The sequence below is a fragment of the Agrobacterium leguminum genome, assembly GCF_015704895.1.
Classification (GTDB): Bacteria; Pseudomonadota; Alphaproteobacteria; order Rhizobiales; family Rhizobiaceae; genus Agrobacterium; species Agrobacterium leguminum.
On sequence record NZ_JADQWB010000017.1, the window covers coordinates 1 to 12,502 of the forward strand.

General features: G+C 56.7%; 12 protein-coding genes and 1 pseudogene. 10 read left to right on the forward strand and 3 right to left on the reverse strand.

Annotated features, from left to right (window positions below; genetic code table 11):
- Nucleotides 1–125: pseudogene (locus I3J13_RS25810) on the forward strand (IS5 family transposase); the annotation flags it as partial.
- A gap of 318 nt (nucleotides 126–443) precedes the next feature.
- Here I3J13_RS25810 and I3J13_RS20155 read toward each other — a convergent pair.
- A complete protein-coding gene (locus tag I3J13_RS20155; RefSeq protein WP_046799006.1) occupies nucleotides 444–881 on the reverse strand; it encodes an Lrp/AsnC family transcriptional regulator in 438 nt (145 codons plus the stop codon).
- A gap of 131 nt (nucleotides 882–1,012) precedes the next feature.
- Between I3J13_RS20155 and I3J13_RS20160 the strand changes: the two genes are divergently transcribed.
- The 7 genes from I3J13_RS20160 (at nucleotide 1,013) to I3J13_RS20190 (ending at nucleotide 8,104) form a co-directional block, all read left to right on the forward strand.
- Nucleotides 1,013–2,062 (forward strand): ornithine cyclodeaminase, encoded by a 1,050-nt coding sequence (locus I3J13_RS20160; RefSeq protein WP_196379973.1) that lies wholly within the window; start codon nucleotides 1,013–1,015, stop codon nucleotides 2,060–2,062.
- Nucleotides 2,063–2,070: 8 nt separating this feature from the next.
- Nucleotides 2,071–2,997, forward strand: coding sequence for a citrulline utilization hydrolase CtlX (ctlX, locus tag I3J13_RS20165; protein ID WP_196379974.1), 927 nt, complete (start codon nucleotides 2,071–2,073; stop codon nucleotides 2,995–2,997).
- A gap of 405 nt (nucleotides 2,998–3,402) precedes the next feature.
- Nucleotides 3,403–4,179 (forward strand): ABC transporter substrate-binding protein, encoded by a 777-nt coding sequence (locus I3J13_RS20170; protein ID WP_196379975.1) that lies wholly within the window; start codon nucleotides 3,403–3,405, stop codon nucleotides 4,177–4,179.
- 80 nt (nucleotides 4,180–4,259) lie between these two features.
- A complete protein-coding gene (locus tag I3J13_RS20175) occupies nucleotides 4,260–4,907 on the forward strand; it encodes an amino acid ABC transporter permease (RefSeq protein WP_196379976.1) in 648 nt (215 codons plus the stop codon).
- Nucleotides 4,908–4,917: 10 nt separating this feature from the next.
- Entirely contained in the window at nucleotides 4,918–5,571 is a 654-nt protein-coding gene (locus I3J13_RS20180; protein WP_196379977.1) for an amino acid ABC transporter permease, read from the forward strand.
- 14 nt (nucleotides 5,572–5,585) lie between these two features.
- A complete protein-coding gene (locus I3J13_RS20185) occupies nucleotides 5,586–6,356 on the forward strand; it encodes an amino acid ABC transporter ATP-binding protein (RefSeq protein WP_420867947.1) in 771 nt (256 codons plus the stop codon).
- 374 nt (nucleotides 6,357–6,730) lie between these two features.
- The gene (locus tag I3J13_RS20190; RefSeq protein ID WP_196379979.1) at nucleotides 6,731–8,104 is read left to right on the forward strand and encodes an ISNCY family transposase; all 1,374 of its coding nucleotides are present in this window, start codon (nucleotides 6,731–6,733) and stop codon (nucleotides 8,102–8,104) included.
- An 11-nt stretch (nucleotides 8,105–8,115) separates the two neighbouring features.
- Here I3J13_RS20190 and I3J13_RS20195 read toward each other — a convergent pair whose 3' ends face one another.
- Nucleotides 8,116–8,853 carry a hypothetical protein gene (locus I3J13_RS20195; RefSeq protein ID WP_111788831.1) on the reverse strand — a complete coding sequence of 246 codons (738 nt, stop codon included), beginning with the start codon at nucleotides 8,851–8,853 and terminating at the stop codon, nucleotides 8,116–8,118.
- Between the two features lie 209 nt (nucleotides 8,854–9,062).
- A complete protein-coding gene (locus tag I3J13_RS20200) occupies nucleotides 9,063–10,355 on the reverse strand; it encodes an ATP-binding protein (protein WP_196380063.1) in 1,293 nt (430 codons plus the stop codon).
- Nucleotides 10,356–10,724: 369 nt separating this feature from the next.
- On the opposite strand from I3J13_RS20200, the gene I3J13_RS20205 reads away from it, so the two are divergent.
- Together I3J13_RS20205 and I3J13_RS20210 are read left to right on the forward strand one after the other, a co-directional pair.
- Nucleotides 10,725–11,567, forward strand: a complete 843-nt coding sequence (locus I3J13_RS20205) for a hypothetical protein (protein ID WP_196379980.1) — start codon at nucleotides 10,725–10,727, stop codon at nucleotides 11,565–11,567.
- A 310-nt stretch (nucleotides 11,568–11,877) separates the two neighbouring features.
- On the forward strand, nucleotides 11,878–12,486 hold the full coding sequence (locus tag I3J13_RS20210) for a nitroreductase family protein (protein WP_196379981.1): 609 nt from the start codon (nucleotides 11,878–11,880) through the stop codon (nucleotides 12,484–12,486).
- The last annotated feature ends 16 nt before the right edge of the window (nucleotides 12,487–12,502 follow it).

Genomic DNA, 12,502 nt, shown 5'->3' on the forward strand with positions numbered 1-12,502 from the left:
TCAACCGCCTCAAGCAGTTCCGTCGCGTCGCGACCCGATACGACAAGACACGAAAATCCTTCTCAGCATTCCTTGCCCTAGCCGCTGCAAAGATATGGTTGCCATACTTTGTCAACAGGACCTAGCAGTCTTGTCGTCGGCGGGATGGCGATGCCTGTCAACGAACATGGTTGCTAACCTGAAACTATAGTCAATCTTTGTTTTCGCGGTCGGACAAGCGCCTACTGAAGACGATCGAGATGCCGTACTGTTCGATCTTCACAGCAGGCGACCGATCTCATCGAGAGTCCGAAGGCGGCGGTCGCAGATTGCCGTCGAAGCGCATCGCGTGAGGAAAATCTTGGCGGGCTCCGCCGGCAAGATCTCAAGGGCTAGAGGGCGGTTCAATTTGCTCCCAATGGGATTAAATACGGGAATGGCCTGTCGAGTTAGCGCTGTCTACATCAGACGCTGCTCAGCAAGAGGCTGGTTTCGCTGTTCGAGACGCCGTCTATCATACGGACCTCCCGCAGCACCCGGTCGAAATCCGAGAGGCTGCCGGCGCGGATATTCGCCACCAGATCCCAGTTGCCATTGGTGGTATGGAGCGAGGAAATCTCGGCAATGCCACGCAGCTTGCGGATGACCTGCGTGGTCGATTTTCCCATGACCTCGATCATCATCACCGCGTGGACAGCACGATCATCATAATCCTCGCGCACCCGCACGGTAAAACCGAGCAGCGTGCCGGTTTCCGTCAGCCGGTCCAGCCGGTTCTGCACCGTGCCGCGCGCGACACCCAGCGCATCGGAAAGTTTGGCAAGCGACGCCCGGCCATCGACCCTGAGGTGAGCGATGATTTGCCGGTCGAGTTCATCCGGTATGTATTTTGCGATGCTCATGGGGGTTTGACCGAATTGACAATTGGACTGAACATATTGTTCAAAATGACTTCAGAAACAACAAGCTTCTGCAATTTCGGTTGAACAGGCCCGACCGTTATCTTCGCTCTCGCAAGTGAGGAGTTGCCCATATGCCCCTGTCCCCGTCTTCAAAGGCCCTTATCCCTTTCGTCAGCGTCGAGAACATGATGCGGCTGGTGCATCACATCGGCATAGAGCAGATGCTCGTTGAACTCACCGATGCCATCGAGGCGGATTTTCTCCGGTGGCCATGTTTCGACAAGACGCCACGTGTCGCCTCGCATTCACGCGAGGGCGTCATCGAGCTTATGCCGACATCCGACGGGGAAATCTACGGCTTCAAATATGTGAACGGACACCCGAAAAACATGGCGGAAGGGCTTCAGACCGTCACCGCCTTCGGCCTGCTCGCGGCTGTGTCCACCGGTTACCCCGTGCTTTTGACGGAAATGACCCTGTTGACGGCGCTGCGCACCGCTGCCACCTCGGCAATGGCCGCCCGGCATCTCGCGCCGAAGGGCGTCAAAGTCATGGCGATGATCGGCAACGGAGCCCAGGCGGAATTTCAGGCGCTGGCAATGAAAGCCGTGCTCGGTATCAAGGAGGTGCGCCTTTACGATATCGATCCCCGCGCAACGGAAAAAACGGCCGCCAACCTGAAGGAAAGCGGCCTGACGGTGATCCCGTGCAAATCGGCCCAGACCGCAATCGAAGGGGCGGGTATCATCACGACCTGCACCGCCGACAAGCAATATGCAACCATTCTGACCGACAATATGATCGGCGCCGGCGTGCACATCAACGCCATCGGCGGCGACTGCCCCGGCAAGACGGAGCTGCACCGGGATATCCTACTGCGCGCCGACACCTTCGTCGAATATCCGCCGCAGACACGCATCGAGGGCGAAATCCAGCAGATGGACCCGGATTATCCGGTAACGGAGCTCTGGAAAGTGGTCCTCGGCGAGGCCGAAGGCCGTCGGGACACACGCCAGATCACCCTGTTCGACAGCGTCGGTTTCGCCATAGAGGATTTTTCCGCCCTGCGTTACGTGCGCGGTAAACTCGAAGGCTCAAGCTTCTATCAGGACATCGACATCATCGCCGATCCCGATGATCCGCGAGACCTCTTCGGCATGCTGCAACGTGCGCGGGCCTGAGGAGCGGGATGATGAAAAGAACCTATTCCGTTCAAGCTCCGGCCGCCGTCGTCATGGTGCGGCCACACCATTTCACGGTCAATACCGAGACCGCCGCCGACAATCGCTTTCAGGCAACACCAGACAGTGGTGAGGACTTCAGCGCCATCGCCCATGCGGAAATCACCCGTGCGGCGCAGACACTCGAAAGCCATGGCGTGACGGTGCATCTCTTTGAAGACGAAGGCACGAAAACACCCGATTCCGTCTTTCCCAACAACTGGTTTTCCACCCATGCCGGCGGCCATGTCGCCATCTATCCGATGAAGGCCGAAAGCCGCAGGCGCGAGCGTCGCCAGGATGTCATCGAGATGTTGAAGAGCCGCTATCGGGTTCAGGACATCATCGATTATTCCGGCCTGGAACCGGACGGTCTTTTTCTGGAAGGCACAGGCGCCATGGTACTCGATCATATCGACCGGGTCGCCTATGCCGTGCGCTCCGACCGCACCGATCCGATCGCACTCGAGCGCTTCTCGACCCATTTCAATTTCGAGCCGATGGTATTCGATGCCCGTGACGAGGCGGGAGTGCCGGTCTACCACACCAATGTCCTGATGTGCATCGGCACGGATTACACAATGATCGGTCTCGACATGATCACCGATGAAGGTCGGCGTGCTGAAATCGTCGCCCGGCTTGAACGCTCAGGGCGACGGGTCATCGCCCTCACCAATGCCCAGATCCGCAATTTCGCCGGCAATGCGCTGGAATTGCAGGGACGGGACGGCCGCATCATCGCCTTTTCCTCCACTGCTTACGCCTCGCTCACTCAGGCGCAGATCGACACGATCCGCGAAAGCGCCGTTCCGGTGGCGCTCGACATACCGACCGTCGAGAAAGCCGGCGGTTCGGTGCGCTGCACGCTTGCCGGTATTCACCTGACGCCAAGATAACAGAGGTTTGCAATGGAATTTTGAGCGAGTGTCGATTTCAACAATTCCGCTATACAAATCGCTCAAAATACCGTCAGAAAATGCGCTGAAATGCCATTTTTTATAGCCGTTCAACTTCGCTAGACTATTTTAATCGATGCCGCATCGGTCCCTTCACACTGGACCACCAGCGCATCTCTCGTCATCCAAAGGCTTGGGAGGGCCTTCCTCATGAAGACAAAAACAAAGAAATCATTGCTCATGTTCTGACGCCTGTCGCCGGAAGGAGCCCCGCGCCGTCCCTATGATCCGCAACGGCAAAAGGGTGTTTCCTCAACAGGCAGTCACCGTTGTTTTTCACCTTCGTGCAGCGCGTTCCGCTGTCCGCAGCCAGATAGCTGCACGCTTTTTATACGGAGTTTCCCCATGTCGATCCTCAAGAAAATAGCTTTTGCCGGGCTGGCCGTCGCCGCTCTGGCAGCCGCCTTACCGGCTTCCGCCGACGATCTGGCCAAGGTCAGGGAACGCGGCACCTTCAGCTTTGCCATGAGCGGCAGCTTTCCGCCCTTCAGCTTCGTCAACGACAAGAACGAAGTTGTCGGCTTCGATGTCGATATCGGCAATGAACTGGCAAAGCGCCTTGGCGTGAAACCGGTTGTGGTGACGACGGCGTGGGACGGCATTATCGCCGGCCTGATCTCCGGCAAATACGATGCAGTCGTAGGGTCCATGACCATCACGCCGGAACGCGAAAAGGCCGTCGCCTTCGCCGGCCCCTATTACCATAGCGGCAGGGCCGTCTTCGTCCCGGAAACATCGCCGGCGAAATCGCTCGATGACCTGAAGGACAAGAGCGTCGGCGTCACCCTCGGTGAAGTCAGCGACAAGTGGGCACGCCAGCACGGCGGCTGGACCGTGCGGACATACAAAGCTCTGTCGGAAGCACTGCTCGACCTCCAGGCCGGCCGCATCGACGCCATCGCCGCAGATTCCATTCCCGTTCTCGTGGCCTCGAAAAGCAGCGGCCAGAATGTAGGCGAAATCGCCATTCCAGACGCCGGAAATGGCGACAGCATCGGCATTGCGCTGCGCAAGAACAGCGGCGAACTCAAGGACGCCATCCAGAAGGCGCTGGACGACATGCGTGCCGACGGCACTTACGAAAAGATTTCGATGAAATGGGTCGGTCGCGACATTCGCTGACAGCCGCCCCGACATAAATCATGGAAGGAGGGTCCGGCCGTGGACCTTCCCTTTCCTTTCTCAGTTCGAGAGGAGGCACAATGGGCTTCTCCCTAATGACGCAGGTTTTTCCGTTTTTTCTGGAAGCCGCTTTCGTCACACTTGAAATCACCGCGCTTGCCCTGGCCCTCGGCCTCGCCCTCGCCACGCTGGCGACAGCGGCGCGCCTTGTCCGCTCGAAGCTTCTGCGCTTCGTCGGCGGCGCCTATGTCAGCGTCTTTCGCGGAACGCCCTGCCTGCTGCAGCTTTTCATCCTCTATTTCGGCGGCCCGCAGATCGGTATCGATCTCGACCCTTTCACCGCCGGCGCGATCGGCCTCGGCATCAATGTCGGCGCCTATCTTGCCGAAGCCATGCGCGGCGCAATCCTGACCGTCGACAAGGGACAGACGGAAGCGGCCCGTTCGATCGGTTTCGCCCTTGGGCAGACGATGCGGCTCGTGGTGTTGCCACAGGCCGGCCGGCTGATGATCCGATCCATCGGCGTCAACGCGATCATGCTGCTCAAGGGCTCATCGCTGGTTTCCGCCATCTCCGTCGTGGAACTGACCTATACCGCCCAGCGGTTCATCGGCTCGACCTATCGTCCCTTTGAAATCTTCGCCGTCTCGGCAGCGATCTACATGGTGCTGGTCTATCTGCTTGCCCGCCTGATCGACGCGGTTGATGCCCGTTTTGCGCTGAAATAAGAGGTATTCCATGCTGGATTTCACCATTGTTCCGCCCTTTGCCGCCGCGATCCTCACCGGCGCGCTGTGGACGGTCATCATCGCCGCAAGCGCCGCCGTCATCAGCTTTGCCGGCGGCGTGCTCATCGCGCTCGCCACGCTTTATGCGCCGCGTATCGCGCAATATCCCGTGCTTTTCGTCAGCTGGGTGCTGATGGGAACGCCGCTGCTACTGCAGCTCTATTTCATCTATTACGGCCTTTCCCAGATCGGTGTGAACATACCGGCAATATGGACCGGCATCATCGGCCTCGGGCTGCATTTCGCCGTCTACAATGCCGATATCATCCGCATCTGCATCCTCGGCATCGATAACGGCCAGACGGAGGGCGCCCGCAGCATCGGTTTCAGCAAGGCGCAGACATTGCGTTACATCATCGTGCCGCAGGCCGTGGTGCGCGCGCTGCCGCAGATCGGCAACAACATGATCGCCATGCTGAAGGACACCGCCGTGGTTTCGGTTCTCGGTGTTTCGGAAATGGTTCTCGCCTCCCAGCAGGCGATCAGCGAAACCTATCGTCCCTTCGAATTCTATCTTGTTGCTGCAGCGATCTATTACGCGATCAACGTGACGCTGGAATTCGCATTGCGCGGGGCAGACAAAAAAATGGAGTTTATCCGATGAGCAATTTCCGGCCGATGGCCCAGCCCGCAATCCAGCCCACTGTGGACGTACGTAATATCGCAAAGTCCTATGGCGAACTCGAAGTTCTGAAGAATATCAATCTTTCGGTCACAAAGGGCCAGATCGTTGCGATCATCGGGCCGAGCGGCTCCGGCAAGAGCACGCTCTTACGCTCCATCAACCATCTGGAAACGGTCAATTCCGGAGAAATCTATCTCGAAGGCGTGCAGGTAAACCAGCCGCTCAAGGGCCGGGCTTTCGAACGCCATATCAATGCCGTGCGCCAGGACATGGGCATGGTCTTCCAGCACTTCAACCTGTTCCCGCATCTCAGCGTACTGGAAAACATCACGCTGGGGCCGATCACGCTCAAAAACATGGCCAAAGGCGCGGCAACGGAGCTTGCCATGTCGCTACTTGCCAAGGTGGGGCTGGATGCCAGGGCGGCGGCCTATCCTTCCATGCTCTCAGGCGGCCAGAAACAGCGGGTTGCTATTGCCCGGGCGCTCGCCATGCGGCCGAAAGTCATGCTGTTCGATGAAGCCACCTCCGCTCTCGACCCGGAACTGGTGGAAGAGGTCAACCAGGTCATGAAACAACTGGCGAGAGAGCACATGACCATGCTGATCGTGACCCATGAAATGCGTTTTGCTGCGGAAGTCGCCGACCGCGTGCTGTTCATGGACAAGGGGCTGGTGGTGGAGGAAGGCCCGCCCTCCGAAATTTTCGTCCGGCCGCAACAGGAGAGGACGCGCAGCTTCCTCAAGACCTATCTCAACAACTGATCCCGCGTAATCCATCCGATGTGGCGCTGGTATTCGATATCCTGCCAGGCTGGATCGGCTATGGACTTTACAACACTACGTGACAAACGATGACCGTTAGGTCGCGTGCATGATAATAGAAGGCGAGACTGAGAAGGACAGGTAATTCCGGATAACCGCTCGACAGGTTGGGAAAAAGGAGCAAGCTAGAATTTGGGCCATTCTTGGTTTCCGTTTTCACAACCGATTGAATTTTATGAAAATGCCCATGCCCAGATGTTCCATAAGATAGATTACGCGATCTACATCGTGTAGCCGCAAAGTTAAAGTGTCCTGTTTCTGCAAAGTTGGAATGTCACACTCCCCGGGTCTGATTGACGTCTGGGAGATTGCAGATGGGATTGATTACGATGAGCGAGCGCGATCTGCAGCGGATCGAGGTTTTGTCGAAAGTCATGGCCGGCCGAATGACGATGGTATCAGCGGCACATGTTCTCGATCTGAGCGAGCGCCAGGTCCGCCGCCTCCTGGACCGAATGCGCACTGACGGTGCAGCCTCGATCCGGCACAAGGCGATCGGTCGACCATCGAACAACCGGATTGCGGATAGCGTTCGGGATTACGCCGTAGCTCTTGTTCGCGAGCGTTATGCGGACTTCGGTCCGACCCTGGCGACCGAGAAGCTTTTCGAACGTGATGGCCTGCATGTATCACGCGAGACGGTTCGTACCTGGATGGTCGATGCCGGCTTATGGCTGTCGCGCAAGCAACGACGAACGTTTCATCAGCCGCGACTGCGACGCGAGGCTTATGGTGAGTTGGTGCAGATCGATGGTTCGGAGCATCGCTGGTTCGAAGACCGTGGGCCAGCATGTTCATTGCTGGTGTTCGTTGACGATGCGACCGGCAAGCTGATGCAGTTGCGCTTTGTGCGTTCAGAAAGTGCCTTCACCTACTTCGAGGCACTGGCGCTTTATCTTGAGCAGCACGGTGCACCGATTGCCTTTTATTCCGACAAGCATTCAGTGTTCCGGGTGGCAAAGAAGGATGCCAAAGGCGGCCAGGGCATGACCCAGTTCGGGCGAGCGCTTTGTGAGCTAAATATCGAGATTCTCTGCGCAAATTCGAGCCAGGCCAAGGGTCGGGTCGAGCGAATGAATCGGACGCTGCAGGACCGTCTGGTCAAGGAACTGCGATTGGCCGGCATCGACAGTATGGAGGCTGGCAATGCGTTCGTACCCGGTTTCATCGATGACTATAATGCACGGTTTGCGGTTTGCCCTGCCCGATCCGATGACCTGCATCGGTCAATGAACCTGGCGCCGGATCGATTGCGAGAGATCCTGTGCAAGCGAGAACAGCGGTATGTCGGATCGCAGCTGACATTTTCCTATGAGCGCCGGCGGATCATGCTGGACGAGAACGACGTCACGCGCGGCCTGGTTGGCAAATATGTCGAGAGCTATGCCTACGCCGATGGTCGCCTCGACGTGCGCTGGAAGGGACATTCCCTGCCCTACACGGTGTTCGACAAGGATCAGCGCGTGACGCATGCGGCGATCACCGAGAACAAGCGGCTTGGCGATGTCCTTGCGTATATCAAGGAGCGCCAGGACGAGCAGGAAAAGCCGACGGTGAAGAGCAACAGCGACAAGAACGGCTACACGCCGCGCGCTCGCAAGCCCGGCCGACGGAAGGACTTCATGAACGATGCGAAGGTTATTGCGCGTCGTCACCAGCGATTATCGTTGCCGCCTGCGGCGGAGTGAAAGTCGCTCCGTCAATGCACGCCGATATCGGTTTGCGTGTCAGATTCCAATTGCAAACACGCGGCCCAGAGTGGTGTTTTGTGGAAGGGTCCATCCTGAAAGAGCTTTAACCCTTCTTTCGCCTCATAGAGCACCCCCAGCCAACACAAGCGACGAATGACGCCGTAGCGGATCCCAGATTTCAAGGTCCATGCCTCGATTGTCATCTCGGCGTCCGACAGATGTGCCACGCTTGGGTACAGGATTTTCACGACCTCGTTCAGTGAGCAACCTGACCTCGCCTTGATGTTGAGCAGATTGAGGAACATGCGCCACCAGCGTAGCCGGTCACGCACTTCCTTTTCCGTTTCCGCGTCGTGGACGTAGGAATAGAGATAATCCGTGGCGACCAGATCGAAGAAGGCCTGTGGTCTTGCCAGAAACTCCTTGCCCCGTTTGGTCGGCAACAGCACGTCTTTCTTGCGACGAAGCAGTTTGAGATGACGGATCATGTCGCGCACCACCCAAAGCGGTGGCACGTCGTCTTCATTGAGGACCTTATTGACGCTATAGAGATCGGTGACTGTGTAGTCGGGCCATTCAAAATGGGTGGCAGCCCAGTGCACGAACTTACGGTTCATGGCACCTGTAGCAGTCAGGCCTATGCCTCCTTGCGTCGCGGCATAGGACAGGCTCAAGGTTATACCCCGTATGAGCGGCGACAGAGCGATGACATCGACCTCGCCTGTGAGTTCAATTTGCGGAAGCATCCTCTGACCTTGTCCCCGACCTCATCGATTCACCGAAGAGTATCAACCGTCAACGAAACAATTGCTACTGAGGAAGCTAAAGCCGAATGGGTGTGTTCATCACCCGCCCCCGCCCTCTCCTTGCAACCGGAGAGCCGGGTCGGCCGGGGGCTGATCGGAGGAGCAAGTGTCGCATGTCTAAATGGCCAGGACACGGAAACCGGACATTTCTACTTTGCAAATCGGCGGACATTCCAACTCCTCCGCCACAACATCGTCCATAAAACCGACGTGGGAGCTGCCTGCAATTTTTCACCAAACGGCGTCACGCGATCATGATCGTGCAACACCAGCCCCCTCACGAACCGGTCACCAACAGCCTCCTGCAGTTGGCGCAGTCCACGGAAGTCTTGCGCTCTCACCGTTGCCGACGCCTTAACCTCGATTCCGATAATACGACCACGCCGATCTTCGATAACGACATCGACCTCATCCTGATCCTTCGTCCTGTAGTGAGAGAATGAAACGCGTCGCTCGCTCCATGACGCCAATTTCATCAACTCCGACACAACAAAACTCTCCAACAGAGCACCAAAGCGTAAGCGGTCCAGCCGCAACCGTTCGGCTTCGTCTTCTCGCATACTCGCCAGCAATCCCGTGTCGATGAAGTGCAGCTTCGGCGTCTTGACTAGACGACTAAGTCGATTGTTCGACCACGGAGGCAGTGTCTTTATCAGGAACAATCGTTCAAGGATCGCAACGTATTTCTGTGTCGTGACACTCGATAGCCCGAGCGCCGAACCAAAGCTGGAATGATTGACCAGTTGCCCAGCGTGCTCGGCCAATATGTTCAGAAGACGGGGCATCCGATCGAGTTGATCAATATTGGCGATGTCTCGCACGTCACGGTCCAGAATGAGTGCAACATAGTCCTCAAGCCAGGCAGTCCGTCGACGCGGTGTCGGTCTGCGTATTGCCTCAGGGTATCCCCCTCTTACAACAATGTCGATCAAATCCGTCCCAATGGCGGCGGCCGTCTCTACAACCGGCGCTTCTCCCGCGAACAGCCGATCCAAAAGGCGACCCGGTGCAGACTGAATCTCCGCCTGCGCCAGAGGTAGCAGCGGAATGACTGCCATCCTACCCGCCAGAGAGTCGGCTATGGATGGGATGGCCGTTAGATTTGCAGAACCTGTCAGCAAGAAACGCCCTGGCGTTTCGTCACGATCAACACTTTCCTTGATCGCCAACATCAGTTCCGGAGCCCGCTGCACCTCGTCAATCACAGCGCGGTCGACGCCTCTTATGAAACCTACAGGATCGGCACGCGCAGCCTGCAGCGTACCCGCGTCATCCAAAGTGAGATAGGCCCGGTCGGGGCCTTCAAATTGCCGCGCAAGCGTCGTTTTTCCCGCCTGTCTAGGGCCGGCAATAAGAACGACGCGCGTATCGGATAGCGATGTCTCAACCAGAGAATACGCTTTGCGCTCGATGAGTATTCGGCTGGTTCGTAGTCGGTCCATCGTCCGTCTATTATTAATACACACTTCGGCCAATTTAAAGCAGAAAAACGTCCAATATGCATTGAAATGCATCCCCGATGGGTGATTGATCTGCACTCACGCAGGATGCCAAAATCGCTCATGATCCTCGTTGTCAGCCCCGCTCGCCCACGACAGACGGTGTTCTCGTCCGAATTGGAAAGAACAGGACACTTCACTCTAGTCGCCTATACAGATATAGGCGTGGCGCGGCTGCAAATGCTTTCCGCTTAACGCCCGACGGAGCTTCCGGAGTTCCCATGCCACAAAATCTCAAAAGAGGCTGGCATTGGTCGGTCATCTAATTCATACAACCTGCAGTAAAATAATAATTCGAGGTCAGATCTGCATATGAAGCGCCTTGTGTCCACAATCGCCATCACTCTTTTTTGGGGACTATCTCTTTCCAGCTGCACCGAATCCGCGCCGGAAATGAGCGATGATCAAATCCTCTTGTTATTTTCTTCCACCTCCCTGTTCTCGACAAGTGCCGATGCGCCCAAAACGATCCCCAAAAAGGCCGAGGAATGCGTACGCCTTCTTTCAGGGCTGGAAGAGGCAGTCTTCAAAGATATGCCACAGGAAATGCTTGGCCAACTGAAGACCGAATGCCGCCAGACGATCAGCGAGCGCCTGCGTGATCCAGCTCTGAACCCTAAAAACTTAAAGCTCGAACACGTTGAGACAGCAGAATTTGCCCAGCGGCTGACCACCGTCCGCGCAAAATCACAGGAAGAAGCAAAGGCATTTGCCGCGCGTGAGAACGAGCGCCGTGAGGCCGAACTTGCCAAGCAGGAACAAGACCAGCAGCGGAGGCGAATTCAGGAGGCCGCAGAGGCGATCAAGAATGCGCAGACTCAGTTGGCGTCGATAAAGGATGACTTGCCGAAGAGGCTCACCGAGGCGGCAACCGCATGCGCCGAATTCGACCAAGCAAAAGAGGACCTCCGCAAGCGCGACAGGCGATCTCCAGTCCTCAATCGCGCGTGGCGTCCCAACGTTTGTCAGAAAAACTATGCAGAGCGGGCCAGCCGTCAGCTTCATCAAATCGAGCAGGCGGTCGAGAAAATGGCTTCGGATAAAAACTCACTCTTTCTCCCCAGCATGCCGTTCCTCGGTGAGGCCGATCCGAACAAGATCACGGCGGAGATCGAAAAGATGCAAGAAACGATCAGGGATATGAAGAACGCTTGATCGTTGCGACCCCGACATACACCGAATGATTGATTACGTCCGGCTCAATCCCATCTTGATGGGTGCGGACTGCGCCTAGACGCCTTTCGTGAAACCGCCGAAAATTGGCATTGATGAAAGCAATCTGATTATTCGTCTAGGCACGGAAGGATCTGCCGGAGATACGCCGGAAGCTCGGCAGTTGCAGTTCCGCCTCACCAACTCGTTTGAGCGAGAATCTTTACACGACTATTTTCATCAAGTTTATTGACATGGATACCATCCGTCTCTTTTATGCGCCCGCACAAATTGAAAAACGGGCCTGCGCCATATGGAAGTTTCAACCAAAAATCAAAGTTGGCCAAGTGAGCTTTCAAAAGCAGATATGGGCAATCGCCGCTCCGTTCCGCCTGCCCTGTTGCGTGCGCCCGCCCCATCCGATGAAAAACTAAACGATATCCTGATGCTCGCGAGCCGCGTCCCAGATCACGGTAATTTGGTGCCATGGCGGTTCATTCTTGTAAGAGATCATCAGGCTAGCGATCTCCTGGAAGAGTTTCTTCGCGCGCACGATGCTGAAGAACAGAACGAAGGCGTGAAATCGGCAATGATCTCCCGGTTGAGGGCGTGGCTGATCGGACCGCCGGCTACAGTGTTTTTGGTTTGGCGTCCCGATAAAGCGGCGCCATTCCCCGAACTGGACCAACTGCTTTGCGCAGGTGCGGTCGCGACGACGTTTTTACACGCTGTCCACGCGGAAGGCTTCGGCTCGATCTGGCTTACTGGCTGGCCCTGCTCCTCGGAACGGGTCAGGCAGATCATGGGTCTCGATCCACACGAACGGCTGATCGGTCTTTTTCCTTTGGGCACTCCAACGCGAAGGCCAGCCGAACGAGCCAGGCCGAATGCAAATAACCTACTGAGCGAGTGGCGCTCGTAACAGCCATCGAATTATG